This is a genomic window from Pedobacter sp. (genome assembly GCF_041662865.1).
Classification (GTDB): domain Bacteria; phylum Bacteroidota; class Bacteroidia; order Sphingobacteriales; family Sphingobacteriaceae; genus Pedobacter.
On sequence record NZ_JBAZRL010000003.1, the window covers coordinates 1 to 18,024 of the forward strand.

An 18,024-nucleotide genomic window follows, 5' to 3' on the forward strand; every position below is an offset into this window, starting at 1 on the left:
AATTACGCCCCCTTCTGGTACATTGGTTAATAAGTAAAAACCACTTGCATTGGTAATTGCGGTATGTATGGAGGTTTGCGTGATGGTCGTTTTATTGATCTCCGTGTTTTTTGGAGCTTCCATAATGGTTTTGGTACTGTTCTCTAAACTCACGTTGATCTGAGAGAGTGGATTTCCTAACGTATCTCTTACGGTTCCGCGAACATTGATAGGTTTGAGTACCCTAAATATTCCCGAAGCAGTTGGTGCTACATCCTCTTCTGTACTTTTAAGGGTGATGTTTTTGTCGACGATTCGATAGCTTAAGCCTACCGCTTTGAAATACTTGGATAGTACCTCATTAATCGAGGCATTTTTTACATTGATCGTAATCTTGTCATTTGGCAGCTTATCTTCATTATAAAGGAACACGTAGTCAGTTTGTGATTCAATGGCTTGGGTAAGCTTAATAATTGAAGTTCTTTTTAGGTTAAGGGTGATTTGGCCAAAACTTTTTGCGCTAAGTTGCATTATCGACAAAACGACCAATAAAGCTGCTAGTCTCATGGTGCGTAAAATTAGGTTATACGATCTCCTCTGCAGTACAGAGTATCCTGTATTACTTTTAATAAATTTCATTAGATTTGTGAATGTTGGGTTATGGATGATGCCTATAATCATTAATTTACCGGTATTCGATACCGATGGGATAACTCAATTTCCACGGAAGTGCTCGTAACACTTTCGTGGATTAATGAACCACCATTTCTGGGCCTAATTAAGGAGTACTTTTCTTGTCATAATTTGTTTGGTTAATGGTTGTTTGGTTAATTGTTTATTTTGATAAAACGGTTACGTTTCGATTTTGTATTTTAAATCTGACCCCTAAAAAAGTGAGGTTATTTAAAGCTTCATCCAGATTGAGGTTCCGATAAATCTTCCCCGTGAAAAATATATCAGGTGCATTTTTTTCAAACTTTACGTCAATATTGTACCAACGCTCAAATTGGCGGAGCACTGTCTGCAGATTGGCTCTTTGAAAACTGAACATTCCCTCTTTCCATGCCAAAAACTCTTCAGTTTCTACTTTTCTTAATTCGATTTTTTGGTTAATCGTACTTTGAGATTGTTCTCCCGGTTTCAATACCACATTTTCAATTAGGTTAGACATCCTCACACTGCCTTCAAGTAAGGTAGTAACTAATTTAGCTTCATCTCTGTAGCTATTTACGTTAAATTTAGTCCCCAAAACCTGGATTGATTGTCCTTCTACTTTAACCGTGAATGGACGAGCAGGGTTTTTTGCAACTTCGAAATATGCCTCCCCTTTAAGTTCAACTATACGCTCTGCAGATGAAAATGACGAAGGGAATTTGATGCTAGAAGCTGCGTTAAGCCAAACTTTAGAGCCATCCTCTAATAATACCTGATAGGTTCCACCACGAGGTGTTTCGATTGTATGGTAACTGCGCTGGGCTGCAGTAACGTTTGTGGCATGGCTCACATCGTAAATGATTTCGCCCGATGCTTTTTTGATAATCTTTACCCCTGATTCTTCCGCCAATTTTCCATCAGCTTTTTCTTCAAGGTTAATCCGACGACCATCGGCCAAGGTCAATATCGCCTTATTACCTCCAGGCGGTATCTTCAAATTGGCCATTTGAACTGGGCTGGCCTCGTTCAATACCTCTTTGCGTTGTAAAAAGTAATAGCTTACACTCGATACCAACACAATGGAAGCGGCAACAGCCACCTTTTTCCATAAGGGCACACTAGGTGTTTGTTTAATGTGTAAAGCCTGCATCATTCTCAATTCTGAGGCCTCCAAATCAGCAGAACGAAGATCTATTTCTTTATCCTCATTTAAATGAATATACCAGGTTTCAATCCAAGCTAGCTCCTCGGCATTGCACAATCCCTGTTCGTACTTATTGAATAAGTCTTCTGTTTCTTTTCTTGTCATTACCTACTTTTATCGGCTTTATAAATACAAGACGGATAAGTAAGCGGTAGGGGGGATAAAAATTTTTATTTTTTTAAAACAATTACGTTTTAGAATTGTATTTGCCAAATTCTCTGTTAAATCAGAAAAAAACACAAGCCCATTCTCGTTCTCAAAATCTTCAATGCTTTTTTGATTTGATCCGTTACCGTATGTTCGCTCAAATTGAGTTGGGAAGCAATTTCTTTATGACTGAGGTGTTGATTTCTACTGAGCTCAAAAACTCTCCTCATTTTTAATGGTAGCCTGCCAATCTCACGCTCAATAATTTCTTTCATTTGCCTTTCTCTCACTAAATGATCAGTAAGCGCCACGCCATTTTCTACGAAGTATTTAAGCGAATCAACATATCGAGATTCCGTTCTTTGACGGGCGATCACATCTAATGCTCTATTTTTAACAGCGGTGTAGAGGTAGCCTGATAAGTTGGTAGCCACGCTGATACTTTCTCTTTTTTGCCAAAGTGTAGAAAACACTTCCTGCACGATATCTTCAGCTACTTCCTGCTGCTCCAGCTTTTTGTAGGCGTGGATTAATAAAATGCTATTGTAACGTTTGAATATTTGGGCGAACGCGTTCCTATCTTGCTCCGATAACAACTCGGCAAGTTCATGATCAGCAAGACTATCATAATCAATAACGGTACGCATCTTGAAATATTAACTATTGAAAACAGAATATACAATTAAGCCAATTAAGATAATGAGCTAGGGCAATTTATTTCACTAATATAGCATTTTTTTAGCAAGTGACGAGAATCGAACTACCGTAGGTTACCCAATAATCGACTTTTCACAAGATTTTTAAAATTAACTCCGAAATGCAAGTTCTTAGCTAAAAATTATCGAACACCAAAATGACTGCTTTAGCTAATTATTTCTTATTAATAAACAACAGTCAGTAATAAAATAACAAGGGGAATAAAGTTAAAAAACTCTATTCCCGTGAAGTGGTCTCAAAGACACCAATTTCAAACTCTTTTTTAGAAGATTTGCAACTAATTATTGAGATTCTGGTAGTGAGGATGGATTTTAAATATCTCGACGAGACAGATTTCAAACTATTTTAGTGTTTTTTGTCTTAAAAAACCGTTTATATCCTATATGTCCAATTTTACGAAATAAATGAACAGGTGATGATTTTGTGTTCATTTATTTTATCCTTTTCCACAACGTGTTCATTTTTTTAAAAAAAATGAACACGTTGTGCTTATATGTCCACCTACTATGTGTATATTTGTTTATAAGTTCAATATTACCTAAAAACTGAACATATGCCGTACGATAGAACGCAGCCTTTCAATGATCTTCCATTTCTACCTCCACTTAAAAATATGGAAGAAGATATTGAAGTGATGAAAAAACTCGTCGCTGCTTCCCGTGCGCTGGCAACTACAAATTCCAGTATCCATAGGCTTCCAAACCCTACCATGCTCATCAATACCATTGCACTTCAAGAGGCGCAAACCTCTACAGCAATCGAGAACATATTTACCACCGAAGATGAACTTTACAAGGCGGTTTCAGAAACTATTCGGGAAGAAAATATAAAACCAGCTACAAAGGAGGTACTTCGCTATCGGGAGGCATTATGGGAGGGATACAACATCACCCAAGAGAAAGGAAAGATGGACATGGATAGTATCATTAGGATCTTTAGACAGGTTAAGAACTCCACAGCTGGAATAAGGCCACCACAGACCCTTACCGTGATTAGACGCGGACAAAGTGAATTCAGATCGGGAGAGGTAATATATACCCCTCCAAGAGGAGCGGGCATCATAGAAGCCAAGATGGAAAATCTGGTAGAGTACCTAAATGATGACAAGAAATACCCTACCGACCCGCTGATCAAAATGTGCATTGCCCATTATCAGTTTGAAGCCATACACCCATTTTCAGATGGAAACGGAAGAACCGGTAGGATTTTGAATCTTTTATACCTTGTGAACAAAGGGCTATTAGGGCAACCAGTACTCTATCTTTCCAAATACATCATGATCAACAAGGACGACTATTACCATCATTTGAGCGGGGTTACCCAACGTGGTGCATGGAAGCCATGGGTGATGTACATGCTAGATGCCGTGGAAAAAACAGCAGAGTTGACCAATCAATTGATCACAAGCATTCTTAGCCAGATGGAAGCGACACTTACCCATGGCAGGGCAACTATTAAATGGTACAACAAGGAGGTAAACGAGACGATCTTCAGCCAACCTTACATCAAACCAAAATTCATCGGAGAAATATTGGGCATTACCTCTAGAACTACGTTAACTAAATACTTTGGCGAACTCGTTTCTGCTAAGATCTTGAGCCCAGCTAAAGACGGAAAAGAGGTGTATTACATCAATGATGATCTTGTACAAATTCTGATGGGCTAACGCAGGATAGATGATCGGAGTAGAATTGTCATATATTTTTTCGACACTTTTGGTAGGTCTATAAAAGATAAGAGGCTGCAAACATTAATTTACAGCCTCTTATACATTTTGTTGATGTTTCTAGTGGTCCCGACGAGAATCGAACTCATATCTAAAGTTTAGGAAACTTCTATTCTATCCGTTGAACTACGGGACCATTGAAGACGCAAATATATAAAAATATCTAGCTCAACTTCATATTGTAGGCTCCTTATAAGCTATAGTTTTTAAAGAAGAAATTTTTAAAGTATATGCTTTGCCCAAGCTAAACTTAAAATGATTTTCCTGCAACAGTTCCTTTATTTTAGGACTGCTAATTAAAACATCAAATAAATCTCTGGCAACAGCAGAACCTGAAATATTATTTTTTACTTTACCATTTTCTATTTCTAAGCTAAAACTATAATCGGCCTTGTTACGGTTACCTAAGCTATGCAGGTCAGATTTAGTAAAACCGATCTCTTGCTCTTCAGTTAGTGCTTTTTTAAGCTGTATAGCAAATACAGGTAAATACTTTTTCCAAAGGGGATAGTATAAATTTATTTGAGTCATCATATATTAATCGTATTTAGTTCTTTAATAAGTTTAAAAGGCTAATGAAATGCAGGATTAAATCCGTTTTATGAAATTACTTTTTCAACTTTACCACTAGGTGTGGTTCATAGAATTTTTTCTCGTTAAGGATTCGTTTTAACCAACCCTATTGCCCATTGCAAAGGTGCTAATACTTTACTTAAGAAAATGTAATGATAGCGAGAAATATTTCTTTTCCAATTTAGCCCCTATTCCTTACTAAGGAAATCTTGTTTTCTGTTGCTTTATTAAATTAATCGCCTTTCAAAAAAACAACACTTTTTCCGCTGATTAGGGCAGTTGGCTTGCCATTTATAAGCTGTTCACATTGCAAAACATAGAGCAATTGAGCGCTTTCAGGTAAAGCTGTAAATTGGAAATGTAAAGTTCCAGTTTTTTCGCCCTCCTTAGTTTCCCCTTCCAATTTTTCTATCGAGAAAGGATTTAGTAACGTTTCATCGCTTGCAATACGCAATAGGCTTAACTTATAACCCTCAGTGTTTTTCAAGTAATACGTAAGTTCAAGCGAATGTTCTGCTTTTTCTTTCTGATGATGGAGTGTAAATCTACCTTTCCTTGAAGATGGGTAATCCAATCTCATTTCCATTCCATTAAAACCCGCGTAGTTATAAACCTGATTAGCCTTTTTCTGCTGACGGAAAACGGACACCAGCCTACTCCAAAACTTACCATTCTTAAAGCCAGGTGCAAGTTCATTAACGGCATCAAAAATTATTTTTGCCATTAAGTTAGCTTGAGTTTGATTTGTCGAGCTAGAGATCATCCCCTCAGATTTTTCCCAGATCGTTCTTTTCTTCCTGCCATGAAAACCATAAGCATTACTATCTACAAAAGTGATATCGCCAATAGTGCCACTTAATTTAATAATTGAACGAGCCTTTGCCATAAAAAATGTATATTTAAAAACCTTTCAATATACAACGATTTTCCGTTACAAATCCTAATTTTTTCTTACTGCTTACCGCGACACTAAGGCGACCTTATAGCGACCTTACCGCGACTTATGTTCTAGCAGAGTTCGTGTTTAGTTCTGTATTAGTTTGGGTTACGTGCTGGTTGTGGTCTATACAGGTATTCAAAATTGTACATTTTGTAGAACAAGACTCGGACTAAGTAGGACGTTGGCCATAAGCGAGTGGCCTACAAGCACCAACGAATATTGATGGTTATATTAATGGAATTAACCCCTTTTCTTTAAAGAAAAGGGGTATAAGATTTAATTGATGACAATACTTTCAATTCCTTTCGCTAAGGCATTGTCCTGAATTCCAGGAATTGAGGTGCCTTCTGCACGAACAACAGTTACATCGGTTATACCCAGAAAGCCAAATACCGATTTTAAGTAAGGGGTTGCTGTATCGTAACTTGCCATCGGACCATCTGTATAAATTCCTCCGGCAGAGAAAGCGATGTATAGCTTTTTATTTTTGATTAATCCCTCTGGTCCATTTTCATTGTACTTAAAAGTAACCCCAGCTCTACTAATGTGATCTATCCATGCTTTTAAGTTAGAAGGTATGCTGAAATTATAGAGCGGTACACCCAGTACGATAATATCTGCATCCATAATTTCGGCAATGGCTTCATCGGAGTGTTTAATGGCAACTAAATTTTCTGGAGTTCTGTTTGCTGCGGGAGTAAAGAATGCATTTAAATGGGCCTCTTCTAAATGTGGAAAGCGTTCATCAACCAAACTAACTTCCTTAACCGTACTATCAGCATAAGCTAGTTGTATTTTATCTATAATGGCATTTCCTAATCTGATGCTATAAGATGCATCTCCCCTTGGGCTAGAAATAATGTGTAATATCTTTTTCATTGTTTTATATAATTTATGTCGACAAATCTATTTACATTTGGTTGTAAAATGTTAGTAGTATACAAAAGGTTAGTGGTAATGTTTTGTATAGTAATATGATAATCAAATAGTTATGGAACATGAAGAAACGGAGGAAGGTTGCAATGCTTTTCTAAATCCGATTGGGGATGCCTTATACGTAATTGGTGGGAAATGGAAACTCCGCGTCATCTCTGGACTAAGGGATGGAAGCAAACGATTTAATGAAATTCAACGAGCTGTTCATGGAATTTCAGCTCGTGTGCTATCGGCAGAGTTAAAGGAGCTAGAGTTAAACGGTTTTGTGAAAAGAGTGGTTCATCATCAACAAATACCTGTAGTAGTAGAATACCAACTTACGGAATATGCTGGGAGTTTAAGCAATGTGCTACATGCTTTGGCAGATTGGGGAACGATGCACCGTGATAAATTAAGACAAGAGAGGTAATAGTTTTGATGGCAAGTGAAATTTGGTCATTATATGCAATAGATACCTTTTAAACGTCTTAATCGAAAAGCACTTTTTTCAAACTGTTGTTAATTTTAACTGTTTATAAAAATACCATCTAATGATGCTAATTTGTTTCATTTAACTAGGTATAGTCATGGCAAAATATTCAGAAAAAGCAGGCGAAAAAGTAGAAAAAACAATGCATGAAAAAAAAGAAGGAACGTTAAAAACCGGAACGGGTAAAAAAGTAACTTCTAAAAAACAAGCCATCGCAATCGGCTTATCAGAAGCTAGGAAAGAGGGTGCAAAAGTTCCAAAAAAGAAATAAGTTATGAAAAATTTTAAATTGCTTATTGCGTGTTTATGTTTTGGAATAAGCATGATCGCATGTAATTCTTCTGCTAAAAATGAAGAAGAATCGGACTCAGCTTTAGTAGCTCCTGTTGATACATTAGGCGGAGATACTACTCGGCACTCAATGACAGATAGTTCGGCAACATCAGGGGTTGATACTACTCAAAGAAATCCATAACATGTTTCAAAATTTCAAGAGAATGATCTACATTCTCTTGAAATGCTTGAATTACCACCAGCCTCTAACATTATAAATTATTGCGTGGGGTTGTTGTGCATTAGCATAAGCCGCGGCAGCTGTATATGCAGATTTTAGAACATCAGCATCTGCTTGTTGTTGCTTAAATATAAAATTCCACTCGCGTTTATCGTTTTCTTTGATGCTTTTTGCAATTTGGTTCACAAAGTTTTTTACATCCGTATAGCAAGAAGAATTAGGATCAATTTGCGATAAGATATCACCAGCTTTATTTGCGCCTTCAAAATTCTGGTTTGCTGCCCAAACGGTTTTCGCCTCCATTAATCTTACTTGGCAAATTTTGTTAATGTGTTTTTTATAAATCGGAATGATAGCCGCTTTTGCTTTACTGTAACATGCACTACTCGCTTCTGGTATGCCAGATAATTTGTAAAATGCTTCTTCATATCTTCCTTGATTAGCTAGGCTTTGAGCATCGCTGATAATGAAATCACAACGCGTGTTGAAGTACTTTAAGATTTTAGCTTTTCCAGATTCTAAAAATGCTTGAATAGCGCTATTGTTGCCATTGATGTTTTTTATAGCAGAAATATAGGCCTTAGTTTCATTTTCTCCCACACCTTTTACACTAAGCGTAGTGCTTGCGAATTTTGTGCCATCTATACCATCACCAACGTAAAGCGTTACATCTAAAGATAAAGCGATCATGGTTGGCGCTGTTGATGTCATATCTTTTGAGAGCACACCAACATTAGCAGTGATGATAAATCGTTCGTTCATGTTGCTACCGCCTATTCCATTTTGAGAGATGAGTTGATTTAACTTATTAGACAAAATACTTCTGGCTGATTCTGGCATTCTCTCAATTTGATCCGGTACATACGCAGCAAGCGTTATTCTACCAAGATCATCTGATTTACCCTGGGTGTTTTGAGCGTATGTGCCTAAAACAGAAGAAAGAGCAATAAAGAAAATTAGTAATTTTTTCATGTTTAACTTTTTAAGTTTTTATTTATCTCCCAAAACAATTACAGCCTGACCAAGTCCTTTAGTCATTAGTTTATTTACTATGGTGTAAGGGGCTGCGGTAAGGAATTTCTGCAAATTTCTAGTAAATCCTCTTGCATCAATTGCATTGCCTGAAGCATCGTATAACGGAATACGCACTTGTTCAAATAGCAACATATTTTCTGTTGATTCGCTTGTGCTAAATCGGCCTTTAACGGTATTTGCTCTCATCCAATTTTCGATAATGGTACCCAGTTCTTCGCCACCATATTCTTTTTCTAAATCACCATTCCACTTTTCGAATTTCTTAACACGAACAATTATTTCACGTCCATTCGCAAATAAATCATCAAAGTGTCGTTGTAAGCCTGCGTTAAAATTATCAATCTTGTCAATCACTGCTTCTTCCAACATCACCGCTGGGTCTGCACTAAATGAAGGATTTCCTGTTCCTCCTGCTGTTGCCACCTCTTTATCGGTATACGCATCAATTCCTTGTAACGTAAAACGAATAGATTTTTTAGGTCCGGTTTTTAAAACTTCAAATGTTAACTGCATAATGATATCGGCTTTAGCAGTTTTCCTTAACTTATCAATGGGAGATTCAACTACACCACTACCGCCACTTTTAGAGGTGAGCATTGCATCCTCAGCACTTTCAGATGCTAATGATTTCATTACAGATTCCATGTTTTTTAAAGGGAAACCTCTCTCCGCCATTAATCCGTTAATTTTACTAATCATTGCAATGAGATCGGCATTTTCTTGAAATGCTCTTTTATAGTCAGGAACTTTTTCTTTCGTTCCTTGATTATCGAATTCTTTCATGTATCCATTCTGATTGCACCAAACGTCACTTGGTACCACCATAATGGTAGGTTTTTTTGCCTGAGAGAATCCAGAAGTGGTAAAGCCCAGTATCATTAAAGATAAGAGCATTATTTTCATGATTTTTAGTTTCATATTTATCTTTATGCTAGGTTATTGTTTAAGAATGCCATCGGCAATCATTTTTTGTTTGAGATCTGGTTTTTTAATTTTAATGATAAATCCACTATTGATCATTCTTTTTGCATACTCAGGATCTTTTGAAAAGTTCACCTCAACCATATCATCCTTAATAAAAGCGTAGTTTCTATATTCGCCGCCATCGGCGAAAAACTTATTAAAGTAAGCTTCATTATTGGCTTTAATATTTGCTTCGGCAAGAATAGGTTTCACATCACAGCTCGCTTTTCCTTCTACAATACCTCCAAATAAAATATCATTTATCGCATTCTTTTTAGCTTGCTCAATAACAGTAACTGTTTCGGCAGTGTTAGACCAGGCATTTACTACTTGAGTTCCATCTAGCTCAACACTCACACATTCTGTTTTATGGGTGTAATAGTTATTAGCCACTTTTTTTGGAGTTGAGCAACTTGCATAGCTTAGCACTACAGCTAAACCAGCGTATAACAATTTCTTTCTCATGGTTTAAAAATTAAAAGCCAGCATTAAGAGATTTTAGAATTCCTGCATCTTCTAAATCTTTTCTTAGTAAGGCAACATTCACAGAAACTAGCACGCCAATTTTGTATTCTTTACCCACCCTCATTCTGTCTTCCGCCGCTACAGCACCATCCGTTGTTAAAGAAACGAACTTCATGTACTTACCACCTTCGCTAAAAAAGTCAGTAAAGAAGTCTTTCTTTTCTTCTTCAATATTCACGTTTGTGGTTAATGGTGGTTTACCAGCAATGCCGGTTTTCCCTGGAAATCCCTTAAATATGATCGCATGTACTGCATTCTTTTTTGCTTGTTCAATAGCAACTGCAGGACGTTTAGAGTACGACCATACTTTAATTAAATAGGTGCCTTGTACGCCTGTTCCGGCCACTTCAACTTCATACCTCCAAGCTTCGGTTGCTTCATCGGCTTTTTTCTTTGCATGCGCTTGCGCTTGGGCAGTTAGGGTAAACCCAACTATAAACAAGCACAATAAGAGCGAACTTAAGATGTGTTTTTTCATCTGTGTATTAAATTATAATTGTTGGTTTATTTTATTTGTCTGATTAGCATTCCGGCAGCGAAGTTCTTTCCACCTTTAAAAGTTGTTCTATCTAGTGGAGTTTTAGACTTGCTTTTTTTATCTTCTTTTTCAGATATTTCACCTTCTGCAGCATTGTATCGGTTATCCCAAATAGAGTTTTTATCAACTGTAATGATGCCTTTTCTCACATAAGATGTTAAGCCAGTTTTAGGGTCTAAAGTTTGCTCCAATACTTCGAATCTATCACCCCCTTCTATACCTTCTTTCAGACCAATTTTAGCAGTGATAGGATCACCCGAATACAATGGAGTTTTTGGTTTAAATACATCGTATTCTTTTTGAAGTTTTGCAAAAACGTTATCTACGTTTCGTACAGTTGCTAACTCTACAATCTCATCTTCAGTTCTTTTAGATTTTAATGAAAAAGTAACGAGTGTGCTTGATTTTTCGCTGCCCACAAATTCCATATCAAAATCTGTTGCGTTATTAAATGCTTCTTTTTTCTTAGCATTTAAACTTTTTTTATCCATCCAATATTTATCATAAAAAACAGCTGCGGTGGTGTCGTTCCATTTTAAGCGATATAAATAAGAAGTTGTCCAAACAGAATAACCCTCTTTAGTTTTGTTATAAACTGCATCTGCTGCTTTATCGGCAAGCATTTGTCCAAGAGTACCCAGCTTCGAAGTTTGTGTCTTAGCGGCTATTCTAATAGCTGCTGCGATAGGTTCGTTGCTTACGAATTTCAATTTTGTAAAGACCACGAAAGTGTTTTTTATCAATTCTTCTCCTGCATCCGCTAAGGAAGCAGTTCCTCTAGCAGATCCTTTTGCAATATTTGCTTCCATCTCACTTGCATTATAAGAACCTCTTTCTGCAACAAGTTTCATATCAAATGAGCCATCCGGTTGACGGTCGAACCACTTTGCAATTAGCTGATTAGCTAATTTTTTCTCTTTAATAAATTTATTAATTACTAGTGACATTTCGGATCCATCACCGTCTCCACCTGCGCCTGTTACAGCAGTCAAACTACTAAACATGCCTTTTTTTGAGCTTACAGCTGCTGTCTGAGTTGTTCCAGTCACACTGTATTGCGTTGGATCGAAAGAATTAAAACCGATAGAATGATTATTGTATTTTTCTGGAAATGGAGCATTACTGTATGCTTTCATTACGGTTTCCTTTCTAGGAAAATCTTCTGATTCAAGTAAGATTAAATGGAGCGAATTTCTGCGGTATTTTACTGCACTTTCTGTATCGCCAGCCTGGGCTTTTACTAGGGTACTAAAACCCATAAGTAGCCCAAGTAGAACGAATAATTTTTGTGGATTTTTCATAATATTGATATAGTTTGTTTGGTTTAAGAGCGTTGTATGATAACCTTAATAGATTGATAATAGCTTTACCTGTGATTTTCGATTAGCATTATTATTCGTCTATTTTTAACTATTAATTATTATGTTTTCCTTTAGGTAGGATTATTTATTAAAAGTCAATAAATTGGATGTAACAAAAAATACCTATTTATGGGTATTTTTCATCAATATTTGCCCGTATTTTGGAGGATTAGGGATTTTTAACGCTTATTTTCTGTGATTTGAGGTTTCTTTATACGAAAAACTGCATAGATGGCGCATACTCATCTGAGGCCAAATGAATAGCAAAATTTAATAAAGAAAGTTAAGTGGTTATTAGATTCTATGATAAATAGTTTCTGTTGCTTTAGCTTCATCACCTTCTGGCGAAATATTGTAAGCTCTGATAATAAATTGAGTAGAATTGATGATTTCTAGTTCAGTTCTCCAACCCCAAGGTTCAGGAATACCAATCCATCCATATTTACCTGTTACAGCAAAACCATTTCCGGTTTCATGTCCTTCAGATTGTAAAATGCCAGTTCCCATATGAAAACTATCTACCCAACTGCATTGACATTTTTCATTGCCTAAATCGTAAGCCCACAACATTTTACCTTCAAAAGGTTTTCCGTTTAATGTGCCTTCGTATTCGTAACTTAGAAATCTACCGTCCATGATCATAGAAATTCTACCCCGCATTGGCGATTCATCTGCTAAAATGTCTTTCTCAAACCAGGTACGCGTTGTGCCATCCCAACTTCCTACTAAAGCTGCTAACCGGTGGTGCGGACCATTTTCTTTAGAAATATCGAATTTACTTTTGCTCATCAGTACTAAAATACAGATTTTAATTAAATTTACAGCTAGTCAATCCTTAAGAAATAAGCATGAAAGCAAATCATATCTTCTTTATCGTACTGTTAAGTGCCGTAACCGCTTGCAATTCTCCAATTAAAAAAGAAGTGCCAAAACTAGAAAGGTATACCAGTAACGAAATTGGTTGGACAATTGAAATTCCTAATGGATTTCAATCCCTAAGTAAATCAAGAATTGAAGCTAGCCTACAAAAGGGGAAAGAAGCAGTTGGTAAAGTTGCTGAGGGGAATATAGAAACAAGTGAACTGGTAAATTTAGTAAACTTTCAGAAAAATCAATTTAACTCGTTTTTTGCAACAATTGAAGCCTTCAAAGAAAAAGATGATTTTTTTAAAAGTAATCAATTGATTAAAAAATTGATATTCGATACTTACACAAACCAGAAAATTAAAGTTGATACCTTATCGGGAAAAGAAACAATAGCCGGGCAAACCTTTAATACGTTTATTATTAAAATTCACGGGCCAACTGGCGAAATTTTGATGAACCAAATTATGTTTAATCAATTGATAAAGGGATATAATTTTGGAGTAAATATTAACTATAATAATGAAACAGATAAAAAAATACTGCTAGACGCGTTTAAGCAATCCAAATTTGCTAAATAGTAAAATAAATACTGAAATTCATTTTATCTTCGCTACATGTCATCACATCATATTGTAAGAGAAAAACAAGAGCCAGCATTATATATTCATCATTTAGGTAATTTTGATGAAGAACTTTTAGGTCAGTTATTAGAATGGAGCCCAACTTTATTGGTGGCAGCAGATGAATACGAAAAAGCGATTTCTTTAGGACTGAAAGTTGATGTAGTAATTGGTGCTGATGATAATTTACAAGGACAAGAAAACACAAAGTGGATATTCTCATCGACGGCTAATTTGCAAACTGTAGTTAAATATTTAATAGCCGAGAAATACCCTGCGGTAAACATCATTAGTAAAGAAAATCGGTTTGATGATTTGGCCGAATTTTTACCAGAGATTAATATCGTGTTGTTTACTGAAACAGAGAAAAGCTATGCAGTTAAACCTGGCTTTAGTGTTTGGAAACCAGCAGGCTCTATTTTTCATATTGATATTATTTCCTATTTCGAAACAAGCAATTTAAAGCAACAAGAAAATGGAGATTTTGTGGTGTTGAATGATGGCTTTGTCAGTTTTAATTTTAGTACCGATTATTTGTTTTTAAGCGAATTATTATGATCGTTTTAAGAAGAGCGAAAGAAGATGACCTAGCTATTATAAGTGATTTAGCGGAGCGAATTTGGCCACAAACCTATAGTGCTTACCTTAGCCAAGAGCAATTGAAATATATGCTTGATTTAATGTACAGTCGTGGTGAATTGTTATCGCAACTACAAAAAGGGCATACATTTTTAATCGCAACAGATACAGAAGAAGACAAAGATGTTGGTTTTGCTGGATTTTCAGCTATAGATAGCGAAAACCATATTTACAAGTTACATAAGTTATATGTTTTGCCAGAAACACATGGTAAAGGTGTAGGTAAAATACTCATTAATGAAGTTAAAGATTTAGTTGTTCGAGATGGTGCAAAAGCATTGCAACTAAATGTAAATCGGAACAATAAGGCTAAAGATTTTTATGTGAAAGCAGGCTTCAGAATCAAAGAAACCGTTGACATTGAAATTGGCAACGGTTTCTTGATGAATGATTATGTAATGGAGTTAGCGCTTTAGACTTCATCCATTAAAACATTTACTGTCTTCCAGTTAATTTTGAAATACGAGTTGGCGTATCAATACCTTTTACAATACTTACTGCACTTTTAGCAATCGCTTTGATAGTTGATAAAATATTTTCTACATCAAGCGTTTTGTATTCGTCGGTAACTTGGTGATAGTGTTTATCAATATCAATTTGATCTGTACTAATGGTATGTGCAGGAACTCCTAACGCTGCTAAAGTTGCATTGTCACTTCTATAAAATAAGTTTTGTTCGGTATAAGGATCTGGATGAAAAGTAAACTCTGTTCCTTCTAGATTTTTCTGAAGAATTTTTCCGAAATCTGATCTTTCGTAACCTGTAATAAATGCTGTATTTTTTCCGAATTTACTATCCTTACCAATCATTTCGATATTAAACATGGCAACAACATCATCAGGATTTAATTGTTGTGAGAAGTAACGAGCGCCATAACCACCAATTTCTTCTGCTGTGAAACCAACAAAAATTAAGGTACGCTCATTGTTATTTAGTTTTTTGTAGTATTTAGCTAAAGCAATCATGGCTGAAGTTCCAGAAGCATCATCATCTGCACCGTTCATAATACTATCTCCTTCTTTCGGAGCAACAATTCCCATGTGATCATAATGACCAGAAAAAATAACCAATTCTTTCGCTTTAGATTTACCAGGAATGATACCGGCTACATTAAATAAAGGCATCTTTACAACTTCGTTTTTCAATTCTACTTTAAAATCTTTAGCGACTGTGTCTTTATCTAAAACAAAAACGAAAGCATTTTTTGAAGTTGTTAGATCTTTTTCATCAACTGGCCTGCCGCCTTGAGCTTTTAAACGTTTAAACATATCTACAAACTTTACATCAACCAAGATCAGTTTTTTACCACCATCTTTATTAAGTGCTCTGTATTGGCTCATAAAATCTTTTCCTGGATCAAGTTTAACCCAACCGTCACCAGTAGTTTGATCAAAAGAAAGTTCTTTCGCGTTGTTACCAACTATGGCGATGTTTTGGCTATCTACAGTTTTTCCATCAACAGTTACATTAATTGATAATGGTTTTAATTGGTATTTGTAAAATGTTTGGCGATATCCCGTAGCGCCATCAAGTGGTTTTAATCCGATTTGTTTAAACTCATTTTCGATAAAAGAAGCTGCTTTGTCAATGCCTGGCGTAAAGGTTCTTCTGCCTTGCATATCATCACTGCTCAGTGTTTTTATCAAATGATCTACATAATCTTTTGTGATGATTTTATTAATGTCTTGTGCCGATGCAATTGAAGCTGTACACAATAGCAATAGGGTGTAAATTGTTCTTTTCATTTTATGTTTATTATTTCTTAATTCCTTAAGGGTTTGAGTTATTTAACTTTTGAGTTTAACCAATTATCTCTAAACGATTGCATAGCTGGAGTTAAAACACCACCAGTTTTTTCTATCGAAACTAATTCTAAAGCAGGATTTTCACTAAAAGTCAGTTTAGTCGTTTTTTCTTCTCCTCGATACGAATACGTAATGATAATTACATCTCCTGGCTTGTGTGCTTCGGTTATTTTAGTTAAAGCAGCTTGATCTTTAATCTCAACACCATCAACTGTTAAAAGAATGTCGCCAATATCTAATCCAGCATCGTATGCAGGTGTATCTTGTGTAGTACCGCCTAATGTTGCTTTTCCATTTTCAAAGTCTACTCTACCAAAACCGGTGTATGCTTTTCCGGGGTTAGCTTTTCGTAAAACGAAACCAGCATTTAACAATAATTTAGCATAATCATTTTTAGTAGTTCCATACACATAGTTTTTAAAGAAATCTGAAGCAAACGTTGGATTTTTTGTCAACTGACCCAACGTTTGCTCTAAATCAGACATGGAGTATGCAATTTCAGTTTTGCCGTATGCTTTCCATAAAGCTCGCATATAATCATCAAGCGTTAGTTTAAAATCAGAACGTAAACGAAGATCAAGTGCTAAAGCAACTGCTGCTCCGTAGGTGTAATAAGAAGTAAAAATATTATTTTTATTGGTTTGGTCTATTGCCACACCAGCATCTGCAAATACGGCATAACGACTTGCCTGAATAGGAGTAAAGTTTTTAGCCCCTGGCGAATTAAGAACTGTATTCACCAAACCATTAAAGGTTTGTGCAGCATTATCAACAGTTCTAAAGCCTGCTCTTGCTAACAATAAATTGCCATAATATTGAGTAAAACCCTCTGCTACCCAAAGTCCATCGGTTATATTGGAATGCTCGAAATTAAATGGCTCTAATCCCTTTGGTCTTAATCTTTCTACATTCCAACTGTGAAAATACTCATGAGAAAATGTACCTAATAGTGCCGATTCATAGCCTGCAATTTTTGGGGTGCGTTGAACAATTGAAGTGGAGTTTCTATGCTCCATTCCATCGCCCGCATTTGCTGGATATACATCTTGCATAAAGTAGTAGTTTCCGTAATCGTAAGTTGGAAACTCTCCCCAAACAGCCATGTGTTCTGCTACCATCTTTTTAACCATAGCTGCATAATCATCAATGGTTTTCTGGTCATCGTCAGAATGTGAAATTAGATGGATTGTTTGTATTTTTCCATTCGGACTTTTCACTTCCCAGCTTGCGGTTTTATAGTTTGCAATTTCTGTTGGACTATCCATGAAATATTGCAGGTTTGGCGCATAATAGATGCCTTTTCCCATTGGCTTAAGTTGGGTAGCAACTTTCCAATTTTGCTTTTCTGCATAGTTAAACTTTACAATACGCGGGCGATTGTCCATTCCAAGTGGAAAAGCGAAAGTTGCTGGAATATTCATGTGCGCATGCGTTTCGTCGAAACCAACATACGTGCCATCTATCCAATTGCCAAACAAAGTGTAAGTTATTTTTACACTTGTGCCATGAGTTGGAATTTCATATACATCGCCCGCTGGCTGATTTAAAGCTAAGGATTTACCATTAGCATCAAATGCTTTTAAATTATATACATTTTTTCCAAACTCGTGAGTTGCATATCTACCTGGTGAAGAACGGCTCATTCGAACTTTTAAAGGTCCGGCAGGGACATTTGGTATAGACATGCTAATTTGCGCTTCATGGTGAATGGCATTTGGGAAGCTAACTTCATAGCTAATTTCTTGTTGTGCTTGAACACCAATTGATGTTGCCAACACGCTTATGGCAAGTATAATTTTCTTCATCAGATT

Annotated in this window: 21 protein-coding genes and 1 tRNA gene; 7 read left to right on the plus strand and 15 right to left on the minus strand. The window is 36.1% G+C overall.

All coding sequences use genetic code 11. The annotated features are described in order from the left end of the window. The 3 genes from WC622_RS01535 to WC622_RS01545 all read right to left on the minus strand — a co-directional run. On the minus strand, window positions 1-546 hold a 546-nt coding region (locus tag WC622_RS01535), incomplete at its 3' end, for a secretin and TonB N-terminal domain-containing protein (protein WP_372816604.1). Between the two features lie 268 nt (window positions 547-814). Next, window positions 815-1,942 (minus strand): FecR family protein, encoded by a 1,128-nt coding sequence (locus WC622_RS01540; protein WP_372816606.1) that lies wholly within the window; start codon window positions 1,940-1,942, stop codon window positions 815-817. 116 nt (window positions 1,943-2,058) lie between these two features. Then, window positions 2,059-2,631: an RNA polymerase sigma-70 factor gene (locus tag WC622_RS01545; protein ID WP_372816608.1), complete on the minus strand. Its 573-nt coding sequence runs from the start codon at window positions 2,629-2,631 to the stop codon at window positions 2,059-2,061. Between the two features lie 683 nt (window positions 2,632-3,314). Between WC622_RS01545 and WC622_RS01550 the strand changes: the two genes are divergently transcribed. After that, a complete protein-coding gene (locus WC622_RS01550; protein WP_372816609.1) occupies window positions 3,315-4,367 on the plus strand; it encodes a Fic family protein in 1,053 nt (350 codons plus the stop codon). Between the two features lie 124 nt (window positions 4,368-4,491). Here WC622_RS01550 and WC622_RS01555 read toward each other — a convergent pair. The 4 genes from WC622_RS01555 to WC622_RS01570 form a co-directional block, all read right to left on the minus strand. Further along, window positions 4,492-4,563, minus strand: a tRNA-Arg gene (locus tag WC622_RS01555). Between the two features lie 38 nt (window positions 4,564-4,601). Next, window positions 4,602-4,961: a hypothetical protein gene (locus WC622_RS01560; RefSeq protein ID WP_372816611.1), complete on the minus strand. Its 360-nt coding sequence runs from the start codon at window positions 4,959-4,961 to the stop codon at window positions 4,602-4,604. A gap of 271 nt (window positions 4,962-5,232) precedes the next feature. After that, the gene (locus WC622_RS01565) at window positions 5,233-5,886 is read right to left on the minus strand and encodes a hypothetical protein (RefSeq protein WP_372816613.1); all 654 of its coding nucleotides are present in this window, start codon (window positions 5,884-5,886) and stop codon (window positions 5,233-5,235) included. Between the two features lie 330 nt (window positions 5,887-6,216). Then, on the minus strand, window positions 6,217-6,819 hold the full coding sequence (locus tag WC622_RS01570) for an FMN-dependent NADH-azoreductase (protein ID WP_372816615.1): 603 nt from the start codon (window positions 6,817-6,819) through the stop codon (window positions 6,217-6,219). A gap of 112 nt (window positions 6,820-6,931) precedes the next feature. Here WC622_RS01570 and WC622_RS01575 point away from each other — a divergent pair, with 112 nt between their 5' ends. From WC622_RS01575 to WC622_RS01585, 3 genes are all read left to right on the plus strand, one after another. After that, complete coding sequence (locus WC622_RS01575) at window positions 6,932-7,285, plus strand: winged helix-turn-helix transcriptional regulator (protein WP_372816617.1); 354 nt, start codon at window positions 6,932-6,934, stop codon at window positions 7,283-7,285. Window positions 7,286-7,442: 157 nt separating this feature from the next. Then, window positions 7,443-7,616: a DUF6496 domain-containing protein gene (locus WC622_RS01580; RefSeq protein WP_372816619.1), complete on the plus strand. Its 174-nt coding sequence runs from the start codon at window positions 7,443-7,445 to the stop codon at window positions 7,614-7,616. Window positions 7,617-7,667: 51 nt separating this feature from the next. Continuing rightward, window positions 7,668-7,820 carry a hypothetical protein gene (locus tag WC622_RS01585; RefSeq protein ID WP_372816621.1) on the plus strand — a complete coding sequence of 51 codons (153 nt, stop codon included), beginning with the start codon at window positions 7,668-7,670 and terminating at the stop codon, window positions 7,818-7,820. 51 nt (window positions 7,821-7,871) lie between these two features. Here WC622_RS01585 and WC622_RS01590 read toward each other — a convergent pair whose 3' ends face one another. The 6 genes from WC622_RS01590 to WC622_RS01615 all read right to left on the minus strand — a co-directional run bounded on the left by WC622_RS01590 (window position 7,872) and on the right by WC622_RS01615 (window position 13,070). Then, window positions 7,872-8,831 carry a hypothetical protein gene (locus WC622_RS01590; protein ID WP_372816623.1) on the minus strand — a complete coding sequence of 320 codons (960 nt, stop codon included), beginning with the start codon at window positions 8,829-8,831 and terminating at the stop codon, window positions 7,872-7,874. 18 nt (window positions 8,832-8,849) lie between these two features. Next, a complete protein-coding gene (locus WC622_RS01595; protein WP_372816624.1) occupies window positions 8,850-9,812 on the minus strand; it encodes a DUF6175 family protein in 963 nt (320 codons plus the stop codon). Between the two features lie 18 nt (window positions 9,813-9,830). After that, the gene (locus tag WC622_RS01600) at window positions 9,831-10,322 is read right to left on the minus strand and encodes a hypothetical protein (RefSeq protein WP_372816626.1); all 492 of its coding nucleotides are present in this window, start codon (window positions 10,320-10,322) and stop codon (window positions 9,831-9,833) included. Window positions 10,323-10,332: 10 nt separating this feature from the next. Next, complete coding sequence (locus WC622_RS01605) at window positions 10,333-10,860, minus strand: hypothetical protein (RefSeq protein ID WP_372816628.1); 528 nt, start codon at window positions 10,858-10,860, stop codon at window positions 10,333-10,335. A gap of 26 nt (window positions 10,861-10,886) precedes the next feature. Continuing rightward, window positions 10,887-12,221: a hypothetical protein gene (locus WC622_RS01610; protein ID WP_372816630.1), complete on the minus strand. Its 1,335-nt coding sequence runs from the start codon at window positions 12,219-12,221 to the stop codon at window positions 10,887-10,889. A 354-nt stretch (window positions 12,222-12,575) separates the two neighbouring features. Then, window positions 12,576-13,070 carry a DUF1579 domain-containing protein gene (locus tag WC622_RS01615; RefSeq protein ID WP_372816632.1) on the minus strand — a complete coding sequence of 165 codons (495 nt, stop codon included), beginning with the start codon at window positions 13,068-13,070 and terminating at the stop codon, window positions 12,576-12,578. Between the two features lie 59 nt (window positions 13,071-13,129). Between WC622_RS01615 and WC622_RS01620 the strand changes: the two genes are divergently transcribed. Genes WC622_RS01620 through WC622_RS01630 form a run of 3 tightly spaced genes read left to right on the plus strand, consistent with a single transcriptional unit; the run spans window position 13,130 to window position 14,823 of the window. After that, window positions 13,130-13,726, plus strand: a complete 597-nt coding sequence (locus WC622_RS01620) for a hypothetical protein (RefSeq protein WP_372816634.1) — start codon at window positions 13,130-13,132, stop codon at window positions 13,724-13,726. A gap of 36 nt (window positions 13,727-13,762) precedes the next feature. Then, window positions 13,763-14,326, plus strand: coding sequence for a thiamine pyrophosphokinase (locus WC622_RS01625; protein ID WP_372816636.1), 564 nt, complete (start codon window positions 13,763-13,765; stop codon window positions 14,324-14,326). Next, complete coding sequence (locus WC622_RS01630; RefSeq protein WP_372816638.1) at window positions 14,323-14,823, plus strand: N-acetyltransferase family protein; 501 nt, start codon at window positions 14,323-14,325, stop codon at window positions 14,821-14,823. Before WC622_RS01625 ends, WC622_RS01630 begins: the two co-directional genes overlap by 4 nt. Before the next feature lie 19 nt (window positions 14,824-14,842). Here the strand turns inward: WC622_RS01630 and WC622_RS01635 are convergent, their stop codons facing one another. After that, on the minus strand, window positions 14,843-16,153 hold the full coding sequence (locus WC622_RS01635; RefSeq protein ID WP_372816640.1) for a M20/M25/M40 family metallo-hydrolase: 1,311 nt from the start codon (window positions 16,151-16,153) through the stop codon (window positions 14,843-14,845). 38 nt (window positions 16,154-16,191) lie between these two features. Beyond that, entirely contained in the window at window positions 16,192-18,018 is a 1,827-nt protein-coding gene (locus tag WC622_RS01640) for a M61 family metallopeptidase (protein ID WP_372816642.1), read from the minus strand. Window positions 18,019-18,024: the final 6 nt, after the last annotated feature.

Coding starts and splice junctions, on each gene's coding strand:
- WC622_RS01540 (WP_372816606.1), bottom strand. CDS start 1,942: ATGACAAGAAAAGAAACAGAAGACTTATTCAATAAGTACGAACAGGGA.
- WC622_RS01545 (WP_372816608.1), bottom strand. CDS start 2,631: ATGCGTACCGTTATTGATTATGATAGTCTTGCTGATCATGAACTTGCC.
- WC622_RS01550 (WP_372816609.1), top strand. CDS start 3,315: ATGGAAGAAGATATTGAAGTGATGAAAAAACTCGTCGCTGCTTCCCGT.
- WC622_RS01560 (WP_372816611.1), bottom strand. CDS start 4,961: ATGATGACTCAAATAAATTTATACTATCCCCTTTGGAAAAAGTATTTA.
- WC622_RS01565 (WP_372816613.1), bottom strand. CDS start 5,886: ATGGCAAAGGCTCGTTCAATTATTAAATTAAGTGGCACTATTGGCGAT.
- WC622_RS01570 (WP_372816615.1), bottom strand. CDS start 6,819: ATGAAAAAGATATTACACATTATTTCTAGCCCAAGGGGAGATGCATCT.
- WC622_RS01575 (WP_372816617.1), top strand. CDS start 6,932: ATGGAACATGAAGAAACGGAGGAAGGTTGCAATGCTTTTCTAAATCCG.
- WC622_RS01580 (WP_372816619.1), top strand. CDS start 7,443: ATGGCAAAATATTCAGAAAAAGCAGGCGAAAAAGTAGAAAAAACAATG.
- WC622_RS01585 (WP_372816621.1), top strand. CDS start 7,668: ATGATCGCATGTAATTCTTCTGCTAAAAATGAAGAAGAATCGGACTCA.
- WC622_RS01590 (WP_372816623.1), bottom strand. CDS start 8,831: ATGAAAAAATTACTAATTTTCTTTATTGCTCTTTCTTCTGTTTTAGGC.
- WC622_RS01595 (WP_372816624.1), bottom strand. CDS start 9,812: ATGAAACTAAAAATCATGAAAATAATGCTCTTATCTTTAATGATACTG.
- WC622_RS01600 (WP_372816626.1), bottom strand. CDS start 10,322: ATGAGAAAGAAATTGTTATACGCTGGTTTAGCTGTAGTGCTAAGCTAT.
- WC622_RS01605 (WP_372816628.1), bottom strand. CDS start 10,860: ATGAAAAAACACATCTTAAGTTCGCTCTTATTGTGCTTGTTTATAGTT.
- WC622_RS01610 (WP_372816630.1), bottom strand. CDS start 12,221: ATGAAAAATCCACAAAAATTATTCGTTCTACTTGGGCTACTTATGGGT.
- WC622_RS01615 (WP_372816632.1), bottom strand. CDS start 13,070: ATGAGCAAAAGTAAATTCGATATTTCTAAAGAAAATGGTCCGCACCAC.
- WC622_RS01620 (WP_372816634.1), top strand. CDS start 13,130: ATGAAAGCAAATCATATCTTCTTTATCGTACTGTTAAGTGCCGTAACC.
- WC622_RS01625 (WP_372816636.1), top strand. CDS start 13,763: ATGTCATCACATCATATTGTAAGAGAAAAACAAGAGCCAGCATTATAT.
- WC622_RS01630 (WP_372816638.1), top strand. CDS start 14,323: ATGATCGTTTTAAGAAGAGCGAAAGAAGATGACCTAGCTATTATAAGT.
- WC622_RS01635 (WP_372816640.1), bottom strand. CDS start 16,153: ATGAAAAGAACAATTTACACCCTATTGCTATTGTGTACAGCTTCAATT.
- WC622_RS01640 (WP_372816642.1), bottom strand. CDS start 18,018: ATGAAGAAAATTATACTTGCCATAAGCGTGTTGGCAACATCAATTGGT.